The organism is Ereboglobus sp. PH5-10, assembly GCF_029504735.1.
Lineage (GTDB): Bacteria > Verrucomicrobiota > Verrucomicrobiia > Opitutales > Opitutaceae > Ereboglobus.
Genome location: NZ_JAQFIP010000003.1, coordinates 176,375 through 201,569 on the forward strand (window position 1 = coordinate 176,375; position 25,195 = coordinate 201,569).

The 25,195-nt window shown below is 63.7% G+C and carries 4 protein-coding genes; 1 reads left to right on the forward strand and 3 read right to left on the reverse strand.

Annotated features, from left to right (window positions below; translation table 11 throughout):
- Positions 1-87: 87 nt before the first annotated feature.
- The 3 genes from M2447_RS04120 to hemW form a co-directional block, all read right to left on the reverse strand.
- A complete protein-coding gene (locus tag M2447_RS04120) occupies positions 88-21,126 on the reverse strand; it encodes an autotransporter-associated beta strand repeat-containing protein (protein WP_277557508.1) in 21,039 nt (7,012 codons plus the stop codon).
- A gap of 632 nt (positions 21,127-21,758) precedes the next feature.
- Positions 21,759-22,805, reverse strand: a complete 1,047-nt coding sequence (locus M2447_RS04125; RefSeq protein WP_277557509.1) for a M23 family metallopeptidase — start codon at positions 22,803-22,805, stop codon at positions 21,759-21,761.
- 37 nt (positions 22,806-22,842) lie between these two features.
- Complete coding sequence (gene hemW, locus M2447_RS04130; RefSeq protein WP_277557510.1) at positions 22,843-24,087, reverse strand: radical SAM family heme chaperone HemW; 1,245 nt, start codon at positions 24,085-24,087, stop codon at positions 22,843-22,845.
- A 56-nt stretch (positions 24,088-24,143) separates the two neighbouring features.
- Here hemW and M2447_RS04135 point away from each other — a divergent pair, with 56 nt between their 5' ends.
- Entirely contained in the window at positions 24,144-25,160 is a 1,017-nt protein-coding gene (locus M2447_RS04135; RefSeq protein WP_277557511.1) for an IPT/TIG domain-containing protein, read from the forward strand.
- Positions 25,161-25,195: the final 35 nt, after the last annotated feature.

Consider the following 25,195-nt stretch of genomic DNA (forward strand, 5'->3'; position numbering starts at 1 on the left):
CGCGTGCGCCTGCGTTTATCCGCGGTTGGATTTGCCTTGGTTTTTTTTCGGGATCACTAACAGGCGGACTTGGCAGTCTGCGCTGCGTTACCAGAGGCGGCGGTAGCCGAGGTTGAGCGACCAGGGGCGCTCGTAGGCGCCCGCCTTGTTGTATTCATAATCCAAATACACCTGGCTGCGCGGGTCGATCAGGTAGCTCGCGCCAAAACCGGCCTCGAATCGCCAGCCGTCGTAGTCGGGGGCGAAGGTCTTTTCGTTCGCGTGTATCTTGCCGCCGTCGGTGTCGGTGCGCACCACGCCGATTTTGCCGTAGGGCGACCATTTCGAATTCGTGAGCTGACGGCCAACACGCACCTGGCCGCGATATTGGGCGGCGCGGGAGCCGTCCACTTTTACGTCAAGCGCGACGCTTTCCGGCGTGGTGCGATAGCTCGCGCTGTTCAGCCAGGCCACGGCCACTTGCACGCCGGGCTCGACCCACCAGCCGTTGGGGTTTTCAAGGCGGCGGCCAAACTCAAGCGACACGCCTTGCGCGTTGCTGTTGTAATCACCACGAACCAGGCGGCCCCCGGTCGTGCGCGCCTCGAAGCTGTTTTTGTAGCGATCGACCTTGAGCACGAGGTCGGCGAACCAGCCGTTGTCGCGCAGCCACGTGGCGTAGAGGCCGGCGGAGAGATTGCGGGTCTCGCCCTCGCCGCCGGCGGCGTCGAAGTCGCGGTCAATGTTGCCCATGTCAACAAATCCGCCGAGGAGATTCACGCTGCTGCGCGCGCGGAAGGCTTTGTCGCCGCCGGCGGTCAGTCCATAGGCATGCTGGTCAAAGCCGCGTCCGGAGATCGTGTTGTTCGCGTTCAAATAGTAGCCGCGTCCGCGCAGCCACAGGTTGCCGGTCGGTTTTTCGACGCCGGCCAGTTCGGCGCGGGCATGGCCCATGCGCAGGTGAAGCGCGTCGAGGGAATAGTGCCAGTCCTTGGCGAGCATGGAGGCGGTGTTGATGATCGAGTCCGCCACGTCCGAGAGGCCGGTGTTGAGCAGATACCATTTGTCGGGGTCAAGGCTCAACGCGCTGAGGACCGCGGAGCCTTTGTTGAGTTCAAACGAGGCCAGTCCAAAGTCGATTTTTTCGCCTTCGAGCCGGTAGGTCGCGGCCCCGGCGTCGGTGATGAGCGGGATTGCGGTTTCGCCACCGGCGGGAATGCCGTCGGCGGACACCGGGTTGACCGCAACGGTGTGCGCGCCGACGGCGCTGCCGTTGGTGATGGCGAAATGGTCGGCCACCTCGCCATCGGCCTTGAGTCCGGTGGCGTTGCTGAAATCGACGTTGAACACCAGCGAGCCATTGTCGCCGGAGAGGCTGGCAAGCGTGGCGCGCCGGAAGGCCGGGCCGGAATGGACAAAGCCCAGCTTCGAGTTGTCGAGCGTCGTGGCGCCCAGTTGTGCGTTGTCAATGTCGAGCCAGATGGCGGAGTCGTCGCGGGCGTCCACGCGGGCGGTGGCGCCGCCGAGGGCGCTTGCGGCGCGCAGGTGAACGACGGCGTTGGCCAGCTCGACGTTGTCGATCTCGTTGTCGTGCTCGATGGCAAACCAGTCGCTGGTGGTGATCGCGAGCGTGCCCGGGCCGGTGACAGTGTTGCCCATCACGCCGGCGGCGGTGCGATATTCGAGGGTGGCGCCGTCGGCGACGGAAATATCGGCGGTGTTGAGCGCGGCGATGTCCTCGAGGACGAGCCTGCCGCGCTCGACGCGCGCGCTGCCGAGGAATCCGGCGTTGGCCGTCGCGATGACGGCGGCGCCGCCGTTGGTTTTGATGATTTCGCCCGCGCCGGCAAGCGTGTTGGCGATGGCGCCGTCCGCGGCGACATCAAACCGGAGCGTGCCGCCAACCGTGATGTTGCTTGCGCCGAGCGCGGCAACGTCCTTCAAGTCCGCCATGGCGGATTCGGCGATTGTGATGTTTGCGTCGAAGCCGGTGTTGGCGGAGGTGACGGTGAGCGTGCCGCCCCGCAATTCGAGCGTGCCGCCGCCGGTGAGCGTGCCAGCCGCGACGCCGCCGTTCACAATGGTGAGCGCGCCGTCGAAGCCGAGGGCGACCGTGGAGCTGGCGGCGGTGTGGAGCGCGCCGACGATTTGCGCGGTGTTGCCGATCAGGGTCGTGGTGTTGTTTTCCAGGCGCAGGAGCGAGGTGTGGCTGTCGTTGTTGCCAAGGGCGTTGTTTTTGCCGGTCACCAGCACGCTGTCCGCGGTGACAACGGTTTCGCCGGCATAGTCGTTGCCGCTATTGTTGAGCGTGATGATGCCGCCGGTGGCGCTGATGCGCAGACCGCCCTCGCCGGTGACTCTTGCGTCGAGCACGCTGTTCGCCGCGCCGGTGGTGTCGAGCGCGAGCGTTTTGCCGCCCTGAATGTCGAGCTCGGTGAGCAGATAATCGTAATAGAGACCCGCGCCCCGCCCTCCCATGGCGTTTGTCGCGGTGGCAACGGCGGCGTATTCGTAATTGGCGATCACGACGCCGTCGTAATTTATTTTCTTACCGGCGCCGATGGCGCTGCCGTCCTCGCGCCGGATTTCCATCTGGCCCTCCTGCGTGACGATGTCCGCGTCCAAGAGCTTGACCGCGTTCGCGCCGGGGTCGTCCTGGTCGAGGAAGTTGGTCGGGGGCGGCAGCGTGCCGTCCGACGTCAAGTCCTCGGAGAAGCCCTCGAAAATGACTTTGCTGGAGGAGTCCGCGACCGCGAGCGTGCCGGTCTTGAAAACGTGCGCGGGGTTGAGCGCGTCCATGGCGATGCTCAGCGTGCCGCCGTCCATCGTCAGGCCGCCGATTGCGCCGGCGCGCGCGACGCGCACATTCGAGTCGGCACCGGCGCGCACGGTCGCGCGCGCGAGCGCCCGCTCGTTGAGCGCGCCCGCGGCATCGTTGCCGAAGTCGAGCCTGGTCGAGACGAGGTTGAGCGCGCCGTTGAAATCCGCGCCGGCGGAGGCGGCGAAGTTTAACGCGCCGCCGTCGAGGTCAACAGCCACCACACCGGCTCCGGTGAGAACATTTTCGTAAGTCCAGGCGGGGGCCGTGTCGCTTTCGATGCGGAGCGTGCCGCTGACATCGGTCGCGGCGGCGCCGAGGTGGTCTTGCTCGCCCACGAGCATGTCGCCGATGATGTCCCACTTGCCGTCGAAGCCGGAGTTGTCGCCGCCGACCGTGGCGGACGCGCCGGACGCGATGCGGTTGGTGCCGCTGCCGCTGATATCCGCCGCCAGGTCAACGCCCGCGACGCGCACGTCCAGCAAGCCCGCATTGGCCGTGGTGTTCGCGTAAGCGCCGGCGGCGGTGAGCGCGAGCACGGCGTTGTTGGTCACGTTGCCGTCGCCGATGCCGCCGAGATGCGCCAGCGTGAGCGTGCCGCCCGTGACGAGCGTGTCGCCGGTGAAGTTTTCGTTGGCGCGGCTGATGACGAGGTTGCCGGTGTTTTGTTTGACGAGTTCGCCGGCACCGGTGAGGGCGTTGGCGAAGTTCCATGTCGCGGCGTTGTCGGCGACAAACACGCCGCTGTTGGCGATTGTAGCCGCGCCGGTGTTCGCGGCCTCGCTCGCGATGAGGCGCGAATCGGCGTCGATGATGAAACTGCCGGAGGCGGTGATGGCGTTGGCTCCGGCGAGCGTGATTGTCGCGCTGTTTGAAAGTTGCACGTTGCCGTCACCGTTGACCGATTTCGCGAAGACGCCGCGCGCCGCGTCGAACAACACGAGGTTGCTGTTTTCGATTGCGCCGGTCGCGCCCACCGCGTCGACCTCGCGCAGTTTGAGTGTGCCGCTGTTTTCAATCGCGGCGGTGAATCCGCTGTTGGAATTGGTCACGTCGAGCACGCCGCCGATGAGCGCGAGCGTGCCGCCGCCGGTGAGCGCGCCGGAGCTCGTGCCGCCGGACAGAATCGTGAGCGCGCCGGAGTTCAAGTTCAGCGTTGAGGTTGCGGCGCCGTTGAACGCGCCCACGGTTTGCGCGTTGCCGTCGAGGTCCGCGCCGGCGCCGGCGGCGAGTTCGAGCAGGCTGGTCTGGCCGAGCGCGCCGGACGCGCCGAGCTTCAACGTGCCGCCGGTGACAAGCGTCGCGCCGGTGTATGTGTTGCCGTCGTTGCCCAGGGTGATGACGCCGGTGTCGCCGTCGGCGTTGATTTGCAGGTTGCCGTCGCCGCTGACCAGGGCGTGCAGTTCGTCGCCGCCAAGGAAGGCGGTGTCCTTGTCCAGCAGCGTCGTCTGGCTGGTGAGCAGGCGCAGGTGCGTGAGCGTGTAGCCGAGGAAGAGGCCGCCCTCGTCGGCGGTCGCGGTGAAGTTGTAAGTGCCGCTGGCGGTCACGGTGTCGCCGCGCGTGATGTCGCGCTGCGTGGCGTCGCCGAGTTCGTTGCCGAACTGGTCAACAAGCTGCGCGCCGGAGAGCGCGGTCTTGCCGCTGTGCGCGACGCTCTTGACGAGCTGGACGCCCAGGCCCTCGTCCTGACGCAGGAGCGAGAGGACGTTGTTGAAACTGCCCGTGTCAACAACCAGCACGGTGTCGCCGACGTGCAGCGCGTTTGTGTCAACGAAGCCGGCGGCGGCGGTGCCGCTGTTGTCCAGCGCGAAACGGATCGTGCCGCTTTCCAGCATGAGGTTTCCGACTCGCTGCGAGCCGGTGGCGACGGTCGTGATGTTGCCGTCGCCAATGAGCAGGCTCGCGTTCGCGAGCGCGGAGGCGTTGTCCGCGCCGAGCGCGAATGTGTTGTTTTGCAAGCGCACCGTGCCGCTGTAATTCGCGCCGACCACCGAGGCCGCGCCGAAGCCGAAGCCGCCGGCGTTGTCCACGAGCAGCTCGCCGGACGCGCCGACCAGGCGGTGGTTGAAAATGTAGTCGCCGCCCATGCCGAGCAGCGCGAGGCGACCGCCGTCGATTTCCACGGTCGCGCCGGACGCGCCGGCGACGCCGAGATTGTCCTGCGAAGTCATCGTGCCGGTGCCGCGCACGAGCCACGCGCCCGCAAACCCGGTGTTTTCGCCGGCGATGGAGAGATCGGCGTCCGCCCCGACAATGACCGCGCCGCCGCCGCTGATGTTATTGGAAACGGCGCCGTCAAAATCGTCGAAAACAAGAACGCCCGCGGGTTGCGCCCCGACATCCGACGAGCCGAGCGCGCCGGCAATCGCGGCGGTGAGCGTGCCGGTCGTGACGAGCGTGTCGCCGGTGAAGTTTTCGTTGGCGCGGGCGATGACGAGGTTGCCGGTGTTTTGCTTGACGAGCGTGCCGGTGCCGACGAGGGCGTTGGCGAAGTCCCATGTCGCGGCGTTGTCGGCGACAAACACGCCGCTGTTGGCGATTGTAGCCGCGCCGGTGTTCGCGGCCTCGCTCGCGATGAGGCGCGAATCCGCGTCGATGATAAAGCTGCCGGAGGCGGTGATGGCGTTGGCTCCGGCGAGCGTGATTGTCGCGCTGTTTGAAAGTTGCACGTTGCCGTCGCCGTTGACGGATTTTGCGAAGACGCCGCGCGCCGCGTCGAACAACACGAGGTTGCTGTTTTCGATTGCGCCGGTCGCGCCCACCGCGTCGGCCTCGCGCAGTTTGAGCGTGCCGCTGTTTTCAATCGCGGCGGTGAATTCGCTGTTGGAATTGGTCACGTCGAACATGCCGCCGGTGAGCGCGAGCGTGCCGCCGCCAGTGAGCGCGCCGGAGCTTGTGCCGCCGGACAGAATCGTGAGCGCACCGGAGTTCAAGTTCAGCGTTGAGGTTGCGGCGCCGTTGAACGCGCCCACGGTTTGCGCGTTGCCGTCGAGGTCCACGCCGGCGCCGGCGGCGAGTTCGAGCAGGCTCGTGAGGCCAAAGGCGTTGTCCGTGTTGGCGATCACGGTGCCGCTGGTGATCGTGGTCGTGCCGGTGTAGTTGCTCAGCGCGTTGCCGATGAACGCGACGCCGGCGGCGCGCATATCGAAATTGCCGGAGCCGGTGAGTTGCGCGCCGAGGGTGGCGTCGGCGCCGGTGTTGTCGAGCACGATGGTCTTGCCGGCGTCGGCGTCGAGCCGCTTGAGGCCGTAGGTGAGATACACGCCGCGGCTTCCGTCCTCGTCGCTGACCACGGCGAAATAATCGTAATACGCGGTTCCGAGCGTGCCGCCCGCCTCAATGACCGGCTTGCTGATCGCGGCCGTGCCGCCACTGAGCGCGCTGCCGCTGATCGTGGTGACGGTGAGCTGCGCGCCCGCGCCGCTATCAACGACGGCGGCGGTGATTACTTGCTGGAGATTTTCGCCGCCGTCCTGGTCGAAGAACGAGGCGGGGGAAGGTTCATCCGCGTCGAAATCAATCGGGCCGCTGCCGCTGATGACGATCGTGCCCGTGCCGGTCGCGCCGAGGTGGCCGACCATGAGCGTGCCGGTGATGACGTTGTTGACCATCCTCGTGACAAAGGCGCCGCCGTCGAAGTCGATGCCGGCGATTTCGCGGTTGGAGGCGATGGACGCGCTGCCGCTCGCGCCGAGGCGAAGCGTGGCGTTGCGCAAGGCGGTTTCGGAGGTGTCGTCGTCGAGCAGGAAGGAGCCGTTTTTGACGAGCACCGCGCCGGTGAAATTATCCCCGGCGAAGGCGGCGCTCGCGACGGCGAAGCGGAACGTGCCGGAGCCGCCGAGCTCGGCCGCGAGCACGCCGGAGCCGCCGAGGGCGTTGGCGTAGGTCCAGTCGGAGCTGGTGCCGACGGTGAGCACGCCGTCAACGCGCGTGGCGGCGGCGCCGAGATTGTCCTGCGCGGTGACGGTCGCGGAACCGTCGGCGGCGATGTGCCACAGGCCGTCGAAGCCGGTGTTGTCGCCGGTGATGTTTGTATCCAGGTTTTCAATACGGTTGGTGCCGCTGCCGGTGATGTCCGACGCGAGCGTGACGCCGCTGCCGGTGACGAGGAGCACGCCGGCGTTGACAGCGGCGTTGGAGAAGGCGGCGTCGCTTAGCGCGAGGGTGAGCGTGCCGGTTTGCGCGATGCGCGCGGCACCGGTCGCGCCGAGCGCGCCGGACGCGCCGAGCGAGAGCTCGCCGTTGTTGACGAAGGTGTCGCCCGAGTAGGTGTTGCCGGAGGTGAGCGCAAGGGTGGAGTCGCCCTCCTTCACCAGCGCGCCGTCGCCGGAGACGAGGCCGGAGAAGGTGGAGCTTCGCGTGGCGTTCACGGTGAGCGTGCCGGTGCCGAGGGTGACGGCGCCGTCGCCGGAGAGGTTGTTCACGCGCTGGTTATAATTGTTCAGGTCGAACACGCCGTTGACGACGACTGCGGTGCTGCTGGCGATGGCGTTGGCCGTGCCCGCGCGCAGCACGCCCTCGCTGACGAGCGTCGTGCCGGTGTGGGTGTTTTCCGCGCTGAGGATGAGCGTGCCCTCGCCGAGTTTGACGAGCGATTTGCCGTCCCAGCCGGCGTGCGCGGTGGTGTTGCCGAGGACCACGTCAACCTCGAACGTCTTGCCCGAGCCGAGCGTGAAGTTGCCGTGGCCGTAGGGCGCGCCGTTGCCAAACCAGGAGAGGTTCACGCCGGCGAGGTATCGTTTCGCGTCGGCGGATTTGTGGATGCCGCCGTAGAGATAGTCGGGGAGGCTCGCGGCGTCGAAGCCGGCGAGCGTGGCGCTGTCGAAGGTGCCGGAGATCACGCCGGTGGTTGTCTTGAGGAGCACTTGCGTGCCGTTGGCAAGAACCTCGGCGGCGGTGGAAAGATCCGGGCCGATGGTGAATCCGGTCACGCTGAGCGTGCCGCCGACCGTCGCCGCCGACGCGATGACAAAGGCGTCGCCAAGGCCGCGCCCGGAGGCGTCGAGCGCGAGCGTGGACGCGGCGTTTTGCTGATACGTGCCGACGACGTTGACGAGGCCGCTGCCGGAAACGCCGAGGTATCCCACGCCGGTGTAGCCGACGCGGAGGTTGTTCGCATTATTGAAGTAACCGGAGCCGCTCACCGTCACGCGGCCGTGGCTGTTTGCGTTGCGACCGATGTAGCCGTGGGTGGTTTGCACGCTGCCGCTCCCGGCGATCTCCAGGCTGCCCGTGCCGGAACGTCCGACGTAGAGGCCGCTCATGCTCGTAATGTTCCAGTGTCCGGAATCGTCCACGGTCACGCTGCCGTTGCCGTTGGCGGCGTAGCCGATGTCGGCACTGGCGCTTTGCACTCCGCCGCCGCCGGAAATCGCCATGCGGCCCGTGCCGCTGTTGCCGACGCGGAGATTGCCCGTGTTGTTAAAGTAACCGGAACCGCCCACCGTCACGCTGCCGTTGCTGTTTGCGATGTTGCCGACGTAACCGTTGACGGCTTGCACGCTGCCGCTCCCGGCAATCATCAGTATGCCGGCGCCAGTGCGCCCGACGTGGAGATCGCCCGTGTTATTCCAGAATCCGGAACCGTCCACGGTCACGGTGCCGGTGCTGTTGACGCTGTTGTTGCCAATGTAACCGATGGTGTTTCGCACGCCGCCGCTTTCGGTGATCCTCAGGCCGCCGGCGCCGTTATTGCCGATGGTGAGGGATTGCGTGTTATTCCAGAAACCGGAACCGCCCACGGTGACGCTGCCGACGCCGGTGGCGTGGGCTCCGATTTCGCCGCTGTCGCTTTGCACGCTGCCGCTTCCGGCAATCGTCAGGGTGCCGCTGCCGTTGGCGCCGACATAAAAGCCATATCTATTATTCCAGAAACCGGAACCGCTCACCGTCGCGCTGCCGACGCCGCCGGCATATGCGCCGATGAAACCGAACGCGCTTTTCACACTGCCGCTTTCGACAATCGCCAGGCCGCCGGCGCCGGTGTGGCCGACATAAAGATAGCCGTTGTTGGAAAGGCCGGCCTCGACGCCGAGATAACCGCTCACGTTGACCGTGCCGTTGTCGCCCGCGGTTTCGCCGATGATGACGCGCGTGTTGCCGCCCGTCCAGTCGGTGATGTTGAGCGTGCCGCCGTTGACGAAGGTCGTGCCGGTGTGGGTGTTGCTCGCGCTGAGGATGAGCGCGCCCGCGCCGAGCTTGGTGAGCGATTTGCCGTCCCAACCGGCGTGCGCGGCGGTGTCGGCGAGCGGCACGTCAACGTCGAACGTGTCGCCCGCGTCGATGGTGAACGTGCCGTGGCTGCCCGGCGCGTCGCCGAGCCAGGAGAGGCTCACGCCGGCGAGGTATTGTCTCGCATTGGCGGATTTGCGGATGCCGCCCTGGATATAATCGGGCAGGCTCGCGGCGTCGAAGCCGTCGAGCGTGGCGCTGGCGAACGCGCCGGAAATCGTGCCGGTGGTGGTTTCGAGAAGCACTTGGTTGTTGTTGGCGAGAACGTCGCTGGCCTTGGAGAAATCCGCGCCGATGCTCAACCCGCTCACGCTGAGCGTGCCGCCGACCGTGGCCGACGAGGCGACGACAAAGGCGTCGTCGCGGTCGCGAGCGGTGGCGTCGAGCGCGAGCGTGGACATGGCGTTTTGGCGGTAGGTGCCGCCGATGGTGACGCGTCCGCCGTCGGAAATGGAGAGGCGGCCCGTGCCGCTGTTGCCGACGAAGAGGTTGCCCGTGTTGTTCCAGAGACCGGAGCCGGACACGGTCACGGCGCCCTTGCCGCTGGCGAAGCGCCCGATGTAGGCGGTGGCGCTTTGCACGCTGCCGCTCCCGACAATCGCCAGGCTGCCGGAGCCGTAACGTCCGACGGAGAGGATGCCCGTGTTGAGCCAGTGGCCCGAACCGCCCACGGTCACGACGCCGACGCCGTTGGTGTTGTTGCCGATGGCGCCGGTGGTGTTTTGCACGACGCCGCTCCCGGAGATGGTCATGGCGGCGGCGCCTTGATCGGCGACGTAAAGATCGCTCGCGCCGCCAAGGTAACCGCTGACATTGAGCGTGCCGCTTGTGCCGGCGGCGCCGCCGACGAGGACGCGCGCGGTGGCGCCCGTCCAGTTGGTGATGTCGAGCGAGCCGCCGCTGACGAGGGTCGTGCCGGTGTAGGTGTTGCTCGCGCTGAGGATGAGCGCGCCCTCGCCGAGCTTGGTGAGCGATTTGCCGTCCCAGCCGGCGTGCGCGGTGGTGTTGCCGATGGCCACGTCAACATTGAACGTGTCGCCCGCGCCGATGGTGAACGTGCCGTGGCTGTATGCCGCGGCGCCGAACCAGGAGAGGGTCATGCCGGCGAGGTATTGTCTCGCATTGGCGGATTTGTAGATGCTGCCGAGGAGATAATTGGGCAGGCCGGAGCCGTCGAAACCGTCGAGCGTGGCGCTGGCAAAGGCGCCGGAGATCGTGCCCGTGGTGGTTTCGAGGAGCACTTGGTTGTTGTTGGCGAGAACCGCGCTGGCGGAGGAACCAGCCGAGCCCGCGGCGAATCCGCGCACGCTGAGCGTGCCGCCGACCGTCGCCGACGACGCGACGACAAAGGCGTCGGCGAGGCCGCGCCCGGAGGCGTCGAGCGCGAGCGAGGAGCGGGCGTTTTGCACATACGCGCCGGCGATGTTAACGGAGCCGCTGCCGGCGACCATGATGACGCCGCCGGCGCCGGCATCGCCGAGTTGGAGGTCGCCCGCGCCTCGGAGATAACCGGCCGCGTCGATCGTGCCGGTGGCGGTGACGCGGTCGGAGCGGTTGAGGAAGAGCGTGGCGCCGGAGCTGATTTGCGCGTTGGCGGCGATGACGCCGCCCGCCCAGCCGTCGGTCGCGCCGGAGCCGATTTGTAGCGAGCCGTTTTTGACGACGAGATTGCCGGTGAGGGCGTTCGCGCCGGTGAGCGTGGTGGCGCCGCCGCCGAGTTGGACGAGGTCGCCCGCGCCGGTGATCGCGCCGGCGTAGGTGACGGCGTCGGATCGGTTGAATGTGAGCGTGCCGGAGTTGGCGACCGCGGCGCTGGCAATCATGCCGGAGGCGCCGCCGCCCTCCCCCGCCGCGCCGAGTTGGAGGTGCGCGGCGGTTTCGATTGTGGCGAGGCCGGTGTGGGTGTTGTTGCCGGTGAGGATGAGCGCGCCGCCGGCGGCGAGGGTGAGCGCGCCCGCGCCGTCGATCGTGCCGGAGAAGACGAGGCCGGCGGTGTTGTTGATGATGTCGAGCGAGCCGTCGCCGATGTGGATGGCGCCCGCGCCGGAGAGGTTGCGCAGGGCCTGGTCGGTGTTGTCGGTGTCGAAGGCGGCGCCGGCGGTGATGGTCACGCTCGTGCTGCTGGCGATGACGTTGTCGATGCCCGCGGTGGTGAGCGTGGCGGAGCCGGTGATGAGCGTGGCGCCGGTGTAGTCGTTGTCGGTGTGGCCGAGGACGATGGTGCGGCTGCCGGTGAACGCGAAGCCCGCCGCGCCCGCGCCGGTGAGTTGCGCGCTGAGGGTGTCGTCGATGGCGTCGGCGGGATCGATGACGATGTTTTCGATGTCGCTGAGTGACTCGATGGAGACGAGGCCGTGGTTGAGCAGGATGTCGCCGTCCTGGGTGATGGCGTTGTAGCCGTAGGTGTTTTTGCCGACGGGGCCGCCGCCGGAATCCTCGCCGTAGGTGATGGAGGAGGTGCCGGAGTGGATCGGGTCGCCGTTGCTATCGACGAGGTCGAAGGCGATGCCGTCCTCGGGGCCGCTTTCGGTGGAGTGGACGATGGTGCGCTCGCGCAGGAAGGAGCCGGACTTGACGACATCAATGTCGAAGATATTTCCCGCGAGGCCGATGCGCGGGTCCGCTGACTGGGGGACGCCGGAGAGGAGGTCGGTGTCGATGCCGATCGTCGTCGAGGCGGTGAGGTCGGTTTCGTTGACGTAGAGTGTTTTTACGGTGAGCAGGTGGGGTTCGACGCCGGAGGCGGAGGCGGTGTCGGTTTTCACGATGAAGGTGCCGCCGTCGAGGTTGAGGCCGCCGATGGAGCGGTCGGCATTGAGGGTGGTCTCGGAGTTGTCGGCGAGCCAGAGGGTGGCGTCGGCGAGGGTGGTTTCGGCGGCGTCGTTGAAATTGAACACGGCCATTTGCGCGTCTCCGCCGACACCGATTGTTCCGGTGAAGGAAAGGGCTGAAGGACTGAAGGGCTGAAGGCTGAAGGTGACGGCGTCGGTCGGGGAGGTGTTGAGGAGGTTGACGAGGCCGCCGCCGGTGAGTGTGTTGGCGAGGGTGGCGTCGGTGGTGGCGCGCACGGCGAGGGTCGCGTCGGCGGCGATGTTCACGGCGGCGGCGTTGAGTTGGGTGATGTCCCACAGCGCGGTCAGGAGGCCTTCGCGCACATCGACGGCGCGCATGTCGATGCCGCCGGTGTCCATGAGCCACGAGCCCGCGCCCTGCTTGACGAGCGTGCCGGTGAAGGTCGTGAGGCCGGTGACCGCCGAGGTGTAGGCTTGTTCGCTGCCGGACGCGCCGTTGAGCACCAGTTGCGAGGCGGTGCCGGCGATGGAGAGTTTGCCGGCCAGCGTGCTGCTGTTCCAGAGATGCACCTCGTGCGCCTCGTCGTCATCGCCGAGCAAATCGACGGCGTATTCGCCGCCGCGAATCACGCCGCCCACCATGTTCATGACAACGGTCCTGCCTTCCTCGGAGAGAACGCCGGAATCCGTTATGCCGCTAATGGTGCCGCTGTTTGTCAACGTGCCGCCGTATACCAGGCCGACGCCGACATCGGCGCCCTGGATCAGGCCGCCGGCGTTGTTCGTGATCACGGCCTCGTCCTCGGATTCGATGCCGAACGCGTAGAAATCACCGGGAACACCCGGGGCGCGGATGGCGCCGCTGTTCGTCACCGTGCCCCCGGATCCCAGGAAAATACCGAACATGCCGCCTTGGATGAGGCCGGTGGCGTCGTTTGTAATTGTCGCCTCGTCGCGGCTGCTGACGCCGGTAGCGGCCCCGCCGATGATCGTGCCGCTGTTGGTGACCTCGCCGCCGGTTTGCAAGCGGATGCCGAGCGTGCCGCCCTGGATGAGGCCGCCGGTGGCGTTTGCGATCGCCACCCCGGTGTTGAGGGCGTGGATGCCCACCGCGCTGTCAATCGTGCCGCTGTTGAGCACCGTGCCGCCGGCTTGCAGAAGGACACCGCCCCTTTCGCTCAAGATGAGTCCGCCGGTGGTGTTGGAGACCAGCATGGACTCGTTCACGCTGGTGACCGCGTATTCGTTGCTTTCGATGGTGCCGCTGTTGGTGATTTCGCCGCCGTCCGTCAGCCGGACGCCAAAGCGGTCGCCCCAAATCAATCCGGTAGCATGGTTGGTGAGTTGAACGCGCGCGCCGCCGCCCTGGATGCCGACGGCGTCCGGGTTGTAGAAGGCCGTGCTGAGGATCGAACCGGAATTGATAATGACGCCCCCGACCGTCAATGCCAGTCCGGCGGACTCGCCGCGCAACAGGCCGGTGGCCTCGTTGGTGATGTGCGCGGCGGCATTGGCGGCATACACGCCGTAGCCCCCGCCAAAGAAGGCATTGCGCGTGCCGCTGAGCACTCCGGCGTTTGTCACGGTGCCCCCGCCCTGCATGTGAACGCCGGCCACGGCGCCCTGAATCAGGCCGCCGGTGGTGTTTGTGATTGCCACGGTGCCAACGGCATAAATGCCATGGGACTCGGTTCCCGTGCCGATGATCGTGCCGCTGTTCGCGACCGTGCTGCTGATGCCGAGATGCACGCCGGTGAGGCTGCCGCTGACGAGGCCTTGGTTGCCGACATTGGTGGTTCCGCCCGCGTAGATGCCGCCGTCGATGACGCCGGCGTTGGTGATGGCCGCCACGCCTCTGTCGGCGTTCACCGCGTATCTTTTGACGCCGCGAATCGTGCCGCTGTTGGCCAGCGTGCCGCCGTTGGGAATAAACACGCCGTAGTTGACACCATGAATCAAGCCGCCGACCGCATTTTCCATGAAGGTGTCGGCGATAAGGAAATAGACGCCGTGAGCGTTGGCTCCGGTGCCGGAGATCGTGCCGGCATTGAGCACCGTGCCGCCGGCGGCGAGATACACACCGCGGTTGATGCCCCAAATCAAGCCGCCGGTCGTGTTGCTCACGAACGCGGCATTGCCGACGGTCTCGACGCCGAAATTACCGCCGATGGTGCCGCTGTTCGCGATCGTGCCGCCACCACCAAGATGTATGCCACAGAGGACGCCATGAATCAGGCCACCGGGCGCGTTAACCACGGATGCAATGCCGGCGTGGGAATAGACGCCGTATCCAAGGATTTCGATGCCGTAGCCGGATATCGTTCCGGAATTGAGCACCGTGCCGCCGGCCAATAAATCGACGCCACTGATAACACCCCGGATCAGTCCGCCGGTCGTGTTGCTCACAAGTGTGGCGGCGGAGTCGGAATAAATGCCGACGTTGGAGGCGCCGGAGCCGGAAATGACGCCGGCATTAAACACCGTGCCTCCACTCGCCAGCGAAATGCCCGCGGTGCCTCCTTGGATAAGGCCGATGACGGCGTTGGTGATTATTATACTACTATCGTCGCCTTCAATGCCGTGGACCTCGGTGCCGATAATTGTGCCGCTGTTCGCCACCGTGCCGCCTACGACGAGATGCACGCCAGCGAGGCTGCCGCGGACAAGGCCTTGGTTGTTGAAATCCGCCACACCTTCGAAGATGACCGCCGTGCCGGTGACATCGATTGTGCCGGTATTGGCAAGTGTGGAACTGACCCCGATGACAGCGCCGCGCTCGCCGGTGACGAGGCCCTTGTTGTCAACGGTGGTGATGCCGCCCGCATAAATGCCGCCGTCGATGACGCCGGCGGCGGTGTTGGTGATTTCCGCCTCGCCGTTGTTGACGCGCACCGCGTAGTCGTTGACGCCTCGAATCGTGCCGCTGTTGGCCACCATGCCGCTATTTTCCAAAAAAACACCTGCCGAGCCGCCTTGTATCAAACCGATGGCGGAATTTGTGATTATTAAATTAATTTCGCCACCAATGCCGTGGGACTCCGTGCCAATGATCGTGCCGCTATTCGTCACCGTGCCGTAGTCGTCCGACGATCCCCACCCCTCTTTTCTTACCCAAATACCATCAGCGCCACCTTGAACCAGGCCGGCGGCATTGTTTATGATTGTCACATAAGGGCCGCCGCGAATGCCGGCGGATCCCGTGCCGAGGATTGTGCCGCTGTTCGTGAGCGTGCCGCCCTCCCTCATGAGGGCGCCATCACCGCCGCCTTGAATCAATGCGGCGGCGTGGTTTGTCGCTATCACATTATAGCCACCGTAGAAGCCCACGCCCTCCTCACCTATGATCGTGCTGCTATTTATCATCGTGCCGGTCCACAAACTAATGCCACCAGTGCCACCTTGGACCAGGCCGGTGGCGTGGTTTGTGATTGTCGCGTCACCATCGACGGAAATACCGGTTCCCGCCATGCCGAGAATTGTGCTGCTATTGGTAACCGTGCCGCCTTCCCACAAAGAAATACCCGCGTGACCGCCCCGAATCAGGCCGGCGTTGGTGTTTGTAATCACTGTATCAATGGATCTCGTATGGATGGCGTCACTTACAACGCCAAGGATCGTGCCGGTATTCGTAATCGTGTTTCGATCCTCAATGAAAATAGCCTCAAAGGCACCTTGAATCAATCCGGTGGCGTGGTTCGTGATTGTAGTTGTTGCGGGTGAAGACAAACTGTGACTTGTGATACAACCGATTTCGATGCAGATGATCGTGCCGCTGTTTATAATCGTGCCACTACTCCACAGGGAAATACCCCCGTAATCACCTTGAATCAGTCCAGTGGCATGGTTCGTGATTGTCGCATTACTGTAGGCTTGGATGCCGTCGCTCGCACTGATGATCGTGCCACTATTGGTCACCATTCCGTTGCCCACTCCGGCAAGGAAAATGTCTCCAAGGGAAATGCCATACCAGTCGCCTTGGATCAGGCCGGTGGCATTATTTGTAATGGTCGAATTGCCGCCAGCGTAAATACCTTGTGATTGATTTTGCGTGCTGACGATCGTGCCACTGTTGGTCACCGTGCCACCGTCCTGCAGGGAAATGCCGCGCCTGCCTCCCTGAATCAGTCCGGTTGCGCTGTTGGTAATAACCATGTCATTGCCGCCGCTGATGCCGGAGGATCCCGTGCCGATAATCCTGCCGCTGTTTGTGAGCGTGCCTCCCTCAACGTTGAGGCGCACGCCGGTGAGGCTGCCGCGGACGAGGCCTTGGTTGTCGAAGTCCGCCGCGCCTTCAAAGATGACCGCAATGCCGGTGACGTCTATGGTGCCGGTGTTGGCGAGCGTGGAATCAGCCCCGATGACGGTGCCGCGGCCACCGCTGACGAGGCCCTGGTTGTCAACATTGGTGGTGCCGCCCGCATGGATGCCGCCGTCGATGACACCGGTGTTGGTGATGTGCGCCCCGCCGTTGTTGACGCGCACCGCGTAGTCGTTGGCGCTGCGAATCGTGCCGCTGTTTGTGACCGTGCCGCCGTTGGAGAGATACACGCCCTGAAAACCGCCCCGGATCAGGCCGCTGGTCGCATTGTCCACGAGCGTGTCGGCGGCGAGGGAATAGACGCCGTAACCGCCGGCCCCGGTGCCGGAGATCGTGCCGGCATTGGTGAGCGTGCCGCCGCCACCGAGAGACACACCGCGGAGGCCGGCCTGAATCAGGGCGCCGGTGGTGTTGCTCACGAGTGTGGCGTTGCTGGAGGAATGGACGCCAAAACCACTGGCGCCGGTGGCGGCAATGGCGCCGCTGTTGGCCACGATGCCGCCGCCGGCAAGTTGCACACCGCGGGTGACGCCCTGAATCAAACCGCCGGCGGCGTTATCCACGGATCCGACGCCGTCGTGGGAATAGACGCCGTAGGTGCCGGAGACCGTGCCGGAATTGAACACCGTGCCGCCGGCCCATAAGGCGATGCCGCGTTCGACACCCTGGATCAGGCCGCCAGTCGTGTTTCTAACGAGCGTGGCGTTGGAGTTGGAATAAACGCCTATGCCGTAAACTCCGACCCCGGTGATCGTGCCGGCATTGAGCACCGTGCCGCCGGCGATGAGATGCACGCCATAGTAATTGGCCAGGACAAGGCCACCGGTCGTGTTGCTCACAAGCGTGGCGTTGGCGTTGGAGGAGACGCCGGAATCCAAAGGCCCCTTGGCGCCGGGGCCGGAGATGGTGCCGGCATTGAGCACGATGCCGCCGCCGCCAAGATACACCCCCCGATAATTGCCGCTGATCAGGCCGCCGGTGGTGTTGCTCACGAGCGTGGCGGCGCCGTTGGAATAGACACCGGCGCCGTTGGCCCCGGTGCCGGAGATGACGCCGGCGTTGAGCACCGTTCCGCTGGCGACAAATCGCACGCCGTGGATGCCCTCGATCAAGCCGCCGGTGGTGTTTGTGACGAGGGTGTTATTGGCGGCGGTGACGCCATAGGCCTCCGAGCCCGTGCCGAGAATCGTGCCGCTGTTCGCCACCACGCCGCCGTCACCCAGAAGAATGCCGGCGGTGCCGCCCCGGATCAGGCTGTCGGCGGCGTTGCTGATTGTGGTGTCATCGCCGGCGCTGATGCCGTCGAGGATTACGCCGCGATTTATCACCCCTCCGCCGTCCTTCATGGAGAGGTATTGGATCACGCCCTCGTCGTTTGTGATTGTCGTGCCCTCGCCCGCCCCGATTTCGCCGATGATCGTGCCGCTGTTCACAAGCGCGCCGTTGATCCCCAGAGAAACGCCAATGGAGCCGCCCTGGATAAGGCCGGTGGAGGCGTTGGTGATTGTTGTATTGTCGCCGCCCTTAATGCCATGCAACCCCGTGCCGATAATCATGCCGCTATTGGTGACCGTGCCGTCGGAACCCAAGGAAATGCCGTCGATGCCGCCCTGGATCAGTCCACCGGTGGTGTTTGTGATTGTCAGACCATCGTAACCGGAGACCCCATCGCTCAACTCGCCGATGATTGAGCCGCTGTTTGTGATCACGCCTCCGTTCCTCAGGAAAATACCATTCCTGCCGCCGCGAATCAGGCCGGCGGTGCTGTTTGTGACTGTTATATTATCGCCGCCTTGAATGCCATGGAGGCTTGGCCGCGTGCCGATGATCGTGCCGCTGTTTGTCACCACACCGCCGCGCCCCAAGTAAATGCTTGTGACGCCGCCTTGAATGAGGCCGGTGGCGGCGTTTGTGATGGTTGAATCGACGCCGCTATTTATGCCGGAGGAGGACTCGCCGGTGATCGTGCCGGCATTTGTAATCGTGGCGCCGTCACCCAGGGAAATGGCGTCAAAATCGGCATGGATCAAGCCGGTGGCATTGTTTGTTATTGTTATGTCATCGCCGCCGGTGACGCCGAGTTCTTGCACGATGTTGATGATGGTGCCGCTGTTTGTGATCGAGCCCCCGTCTCCGAGCAAAATGATCCTTTCGCCGAAGGTTTCGATCCGGCCCGTCGCGTTGTTTATAATTGTCGCATTATCGCCGGCTGTGATGCCTTCGGTGATTTTGCCGTCATTTGTCACAGTGCCCCCGGCGCCCAGCGATATGCCTTGGATCAGGCCCGCGCCGCCCGTGATCGTCACGTCGTCGCCGCCGGTGATGCCGCCGGTGGTGCCGCTGTTCACCACCACGCTTCCGTCCCCGAGGGTCATGCCCCGGGCCAGGCCCGACGCGCTGTTTGTGATTGTTGTGTTAATGCCGGCCTCGATGCCTCCGATGATCGTGCCGCTGTTCGTGATCGTGCCGCCGTCCAACAGCGAAATGCCACCCGCGACGCCCTGAATCAGGCCGGAGGTGCTGTTGGTGATTGTCACGTTATTGCCGCCGGCGATGCCGTAACTGGCGGCGTCGGTGCCGGTGACTCGACCGCTGTTGGTTATCGTGCCGCCGTCGCCCAGGGATATGCCATAAGCGTCGCCCCGGATCAGGCCGGTGGCGGCGTTTGTGATTGTGGTGTCATGGCCGGCGGCGACACCGGCGCTGGGGGGGGTGTAATCGCCGCCGATGATCGTGCCGCTGTTGAGCACCGTGCTGTTGTTTCCCACCTTGACGCCATGCCCGCCGCCTTGAATCAGGCCGGTGGCGTTGTTGGTGATTGTTGCATTCTCGCGGGCGTCTATGCCTTCGTATAGCATCTCACTGAAGATCGTGCCGCTGTTGATCACCGTGCCGCTGCTCCACAGAGAAATGCCCAAAGTGCGACCATGGATCAGGCCGGCGATGTCATTTGTGATTGTCAGATTGCTCCAGCCGCTAATGCCCTCGGTCCCCTCGCCGTGAATTGTGCCGCTGTTCGTGATCGTGCCGCCGCCTTTCAGATAAACGCCCTGCCATTCACCTTGAATCAGGCCGGTGGAGCTGTTCGTGATTATTGCATTATCGGTGACGGTGATGCCGCTGGCGTTGTATCCGACACCCTTGATCGTGCCGCTATTGGTCACCGTGCCCCCGTCCCCCATCAAAATGCCGCTGGAGCCGTTTCCGTCGCTCGAGATCACGCCGTAATTGGTCACCGCGCCGTCGGCCCCAAGGGAAATGCCAAAGGTGCCGCCCTGGATCAAGCCGGCGGCATTGTTGGTGATTGTCGTGTCATCGCCGGCTTCAAGGCCCAAGTCACCCGAGCCGATAATCGCGCCGCTGTTCGTGACCACGCCCCCGGCCCCCATGAAAATGCTCCGGGCGCGCTCGCCGATGATCGTGCCGCTGTTCGTCACCACGCCCCCGCTTCCCATCAGAATGCCCGTGGTGCCGCCCCGGATCACCCCCGTGGCACTGTTTGTGATTGTCGCATCAGCGCCGGCGGCAATGCCATAGGCCAGCGAACCGGTGATAACGCCTTCATTCGTCACCGTGCCCCTGTCCCCCATGAAAATGCCAGCCGAGCCGCCTTGGACCAGGCCCGCAGTGATTATAATTGTTGAATCACTGCCGGTTCTTACGCCATAGGCCCGCGAGCCGGTGATAATGCCACTATTAGTCACCGTGCCGCTGTCCTCAAAATAGATGCCGGTAACGCCGCCTTGGATCAGGCCGGTGGCGTTGTTTGTGATCGCCACATCCAAATAGACGGGTGGGTAATCAAGCCGGGCATTGATGCCGAAGGATCCCGTGCCGATGATCGTGCCACTGTTTGTCACCGTGCTGCCATCCCGCATGGTGATGCCGTTGGCGAGGCCCCTGATCAGGCCGGTGTCGTTGTTTGTGATCACTGCATATTTCCAACCATTGATGCCATCATACAAACTGATGATACTGCCGCTGTTTGTCACCGTGCCGCTGTCATAAAAGCTTATGGCATGGTTGAGGCCTTGGATCAGGCCGGTGGTGGCGTTTACGATTGTCGTGCCGACATGGCTAATGCTGTCGATGCCTTTATACGTGTCGCTGAGGATCGTGCCGCTATTCTCCACCGTGCCGCTGCTTGACATGTAAATGCCTGTGGAATAGCCACGAATCAGGCCGGTCTCGTTGTTTGTGACGGAGCCATTGCTGATGTTGACGGCATGGCGAACTTTGTGCTCCGTGGGATCAGTGTTAGTAATAGTGATCGTGCCGTCGTTAACCAGCGTGGTCACATCCGAAATGCCTGTATAGAATCCTTGAATCAGGCCGGTGGTGCCGTTTGTGATGCTGCGGACTCCGGAAACGCCAGTTGCCTTTGTGCCCACGATGCTGCCGCTATTCATGAGCGTGGCGTCGTTTGGCGGATAGTTAATATAAATGCCCGTGCTGTCGCCTTTAATCAGGCCGGCGGCGCTGTTCGTGATTGTGATAACACCGCTGCCGGTAATGCCATAATACAGCGTGCCGATGATTCTGCCGGTATTTGTCACCGTGCCCCCGCCCCGCATGTAAATGCCGGCCGAGCGGCCTTGAATCAGGCCTGTTTCGTAGTTTGTGACGGACGAGGGATTGGTGGCTGAAAAAACACCGTAGTCCGACGAGCTAATGACCGTGCCGGAGTTGTAAATGTCAGCGCCGCCCTGAAGAAAGTTCAAGGCATTGCCGGACGAATTCACACGCGCGCCGGTGTAGATGATGAGCGTCACGCCTGTCATCGATCCCGTTATGCTCCCGGAGCCAATCGTGCCGGAAAGCGCATAGCTTCCGGGTGATGAAATATTGTAGCTGTAGCCGGGGGGGATAATTGTCACAGTTTGCGAGGGCGACTGCACGGCGAGGGACGCCAGCAGGAAGGGCGCGGCGAGGGCGCGCAAACCACGGAGAGTCATCCGATATGATGCGGGATGTTTTATAGTTTTCATGGCATTACTGTGTTTGCCGCCCAGAAACGAAAACCCGGGCAGGACGGCGCATGGCATGGATTAATTAACGAAAAAAATCATGGTGTTCCTGGATTCACTTTCATGGCTCTAGTTTCCTTCAAACTGTCATTTATTTAATTCTTAAAATGGAAAACGCCCCGCTACCAAACCGCCCGATGAAAAAACATATCAATAATATAGTAAATTATAAAAGCAGTTCGTTCGGTTAAAATGGAGTAAAATGAAACGAATATTTGCATTTATATAATCACAATGCACGACACTCGAAAAAATACCCACGAGGGAATTATTTACGGGCAATGTTCAGAATAAAACTAATCAAAATCGACACCGTGCCGGGATATAAAAAGGCGCCCTCGGCGTAATGTTAAAAAAACCTTTAATATAATTAAACAAAATAATATTAATCAGTTTTTTTATTATAATTTCATAATTTTATAACATACCGCACACAACATGAATTTCATCACAATTTTCGCGTATGAAATTAATGAAAACACACCGCACCCCACGGATGGCCCTCATCCACGCGGGCCGTCAACGGCGGGGTGAGTCCGCCGTTCCGCGCACCCGACGGGAACGCCTCCTTTAAAACCAGTTCGCAAACGGCATCATTGCACGAAAAGCAATCCCAGCACCGCGCGAAGATCGCGCCCCGGCACGGGCGCGCCGCGCTGGGTAAGCACAAGCGATTTGCAGCGCCACGCCTTGAGAATCGCGTCGTCCTTCCAGGTTATCCGCGCCTCGCCCGCGATGCCCGCAATCTCCGTCTCGCCAAGCGGTGTCCACGCGAAGGGAATCCCCGTCTCGTTAAACAGAATCTCCCAGCCGCCCACGCCGCCGGACGGCACCGGCTTGGTCAGCAACGCCGGATAGCGCCGTGTAAAATCGGGCACCGCGCGCGTGACATAACGCACACGCACCGCCGGTTTCATCCGCGAGAAATACGCGCGAAAATCAGGAACCTCACCCGCCCGCCATTTGCTGAAAAAATCCAGCGGATCAAACCCCATCAGGTTCATTCCGTTCCAGACGCCGTGTTTGTTTTTGCCGCCAAAATCCCGCGCGTCATACCACGGCTGGAAATTGTCAGTCAGCCGCACGCCAAGCTCGAAGTGCAAATGCGCGCGGCTTTTCGGAATTGCGATCACATCCGAGCTGCGCCCCATCGTCGCGATGCGCTGCCCGCGCGCGACCGTGTCGCCGGCGCGCAACCCCGGCTGCGCCGCGCTCAGGTGCGCATACAACGAATACACCGCGGGCGACACGCCCGGATGCTCGATCACAATGTAGCGCCCGTAGTTGCTGTTTCCGGGGATGAGGTTGAGGTGGCGCACCACGCCCGGCAGCACCGCGAAAACCGCGTCGAGCGGCTCGCCCCGCGTGTCGCGCAGCGTCGGCTTCAAGTCAATCCCCTCGTGAAAACGCCGCCCGCCGTTGCGCGTGCCCCCATACAAGCCCGACGCGACCACGCCCGACGCCGTCGGCTGGATATACGCCTCGACTCCCCTGCCCCGCATGAAAGCCGTGTTCGGCGTTGGCCACGCCATGTCGAGCCTCGCCGTTTGCGCCCGCGCCGCGCCCGCGAACAACAGCGCCGCCGCCACGGCAACGGCTAATTTATAATGAATAATGTATAATTTATAATAAAGAGCCATGGTGATAAATATCCAGGGAGTGCCCACCCGCCACCCGCTACTCACTGCCCGCCCCTTCCGTCAGAGCGCCCAGCATTTCGGCGGCAATCGCATCGGCTACGAGCCGGCCTTTCAATGTCAGGCGCAACCTGCCCTCGTCGTTTATTGCAAGCGCGTCGTTTGTCAACCGGTCCACAAGCGCGTCGACTGCCGTCCAGTTCAGGGCGTCCGCGCCCGCTTTCTTGCGCAACGCACCCACGTCAACACCCTCGTTCATGCGCAGTCCGAAAATCAACGCGTCCTCCGCCAGCAACGCCGGCGTCATCCTCACGCGATCCTCGGTGACGCGCGCGCCGTCTCGCATGCCCGCCAGCCATTTTTCCAGATCGCGCGCATTCGCGCCGCGCCAGCCCGCGTGCTGCGACGCCGCGCTCGGGCCAAGGCCGATCCATTCCTCCATGCGCCAGGTGTTCAAATTATGAACACACTCGAAACCGCGCGGCGCAAAGTTGGAAATCTCGTATTGGGGAAACCCCGCCGCGTCCAGCTCCGCCCAAGTGCGCTCGTAGAGACGCGCCTCGCGCTCCGCGTCCAGCTTCACCTTGCCCTGCGAAAGCTTAACCCACAACGCCGTGTCCTCCTCGAAGGTCAGGCAATACGTCGAGAGATGATCCGGCCCGAGCGCGAGCGCCTCGCCCACATCGGCAAGCCACGCCTCCTCCTCCTGCCCCGGCAGAGCGAACATCATGTCCAGGTTCACATTCTTGAACCCCGCCGCGCGAATCCGCTCGTAGGCGCGATAAATCTGCGACGGCGAGTGACGCCGCCCCAGCGCCTCCAGCAAATCCGCGCGGAAGCTTTGCACGCCAAGCGAAACGCGCGTCACGCCAATCTCGCGCAACGCCTCCAACCGCGCCTCCGACACCGACCCCGGCGCCAGCTCAACCGACCACTCTTCCGGCGCGCCCCTCCCTTTCCAAAGTCTGCTCGCGATTCCGCCCAGCCGCAGGATATCCTTCGCGGCGAGCACCCCCGGCGTCCCTCCGCCCCAAAAAACCGTGTCCACCGCGCGCGTTTTTTTGCCAGCGCCGGTTTCCACCCCGCCGTTTTCCGTCAGGATATCCACCTCGCGCGCAACCCCGTCCAGATACCGGCGCACCTTTTCCGCCGTCGGAGCCTCCTCGTAAAACGCGCAAAAATCGCATCGTGTCGCGCAAAACGGCACGTGCACATACAACCCGAGCGCGCGATTTTCAGGGCGCGCGGGCTCGTCCGCATTCTTAAGGGAGTCAATTTCGCTCATTGCCAAGCGGGAATGTTTGTGTTGCGTTTGCGTCGTTTTTTAACCGGAAAACACTCATGCAAAACAACCGCACCTTTCACGCGAGATCATTCTTTGTCATCATCAGCGCCCTTGCCGTCCTCGTGCTGGCCGGGTGCGGCACGCCGTCCATCACCAACCTGACGGCTCCGTCGCTTCCGCCCAACCCGTCGCAAATCTACACGATCACCGCGCGCATCAAGCCGCAGGCATCCAACGTCGTCGAGGGCAGCACCGTCGCCAAGCTCATCATCGACGGCAACGCCCACAAGATGACCATGATTCCCGACACCCCCGGCATCTACGAATACGAATTCCAGGCCCCCCCCGGCGTGACCGAACTTCGCTACTACTTCCTCATCGAGTATCAAGTTTCCAATATCGGCATCCTCCGCTCGCGCACCGATTACAGCCCGTTACAAGTCGCCACGATTGTGGGGCGCGACGCCGTCGGCCTCAGCTCCAACCGCGGCCCCGCCGGCTCGCGAATCGCAATCACCGGACGCGGCTTCACCAGCCACGACAACGTCTATTTCAACGACAGCCTCGCGCGATCCATCTACGACTCCGCAAACTCAATCAGCTTCTACGTGCCCGACCTTCCCGCCGAACAAAACTACACCGTCTCGATCGGCGACGTCCCCGGCAAACTTGTGATCGGCACCTTCCGAATCGACCCCGGCGCGGACTCAGGCGCACCCGCAACCGTGATTCCCAACGATCCGCAACCGGCCGCGACAACCGCCCCCGCGCAAACCGCGCAACAAGGCGGCGCGCTCACGGTCAGCCCCTCGGAAATCAAAATTCGCGAGACCCAGACGCTCGTCCTCAAGTTCATCACGCCGCAAGTCGTGCAAGGCGCGCCCATGCTCATCGACGTGACGACCGACATCCCCGAAAGCGTGATCATGCCCGAAGTTTACGTGCAGCCCGGCAGCAACGTCGGCAGCGTCACCATCAAAGGCGGCACCCCCGCCACCGGCCAGCTCTACGCGCAAATGCCCGGCGCCGACAAACCCCTCGTAATCCCCGTCACCATCCAGCCGCTCAACTGACGCGCGCCCACGAAAACGGATTCCCTTTACACAAA

What these genes read in the sequence shown, in the direction of transcription:
- hemW (WP_277557510.1), bottom strand. Translation starts at nt 24,087, where the DNA reads ATGAGCGAAATTGACTCCCTTAAGAATGCGGACGAGCCCGCGCGCCCT.
- M2447_RS04120 (WP_277557508.1), bottom strand. Translation starts at nt 21,126, where the DNA reads ATGAAAACTATAAAACATCCCGCATCATATCGGATGACTCTCCGTGGT.
- M2447_RS04135 (WP_277557511.1), top strand. Translation starts at nt 24,144, where the DNA reads ATGCAAAACAACCGCACCTTTCACGCGAGATCATTCTTTGTCATCATC.
- M2447_RS04125 (WP_277557509.1), bottom strand. Translation starts at nt 22,805, where the DNA reads ATGGCTCTTTATTATAAATTATACATTATTCATTATAAATTAGCCGTT.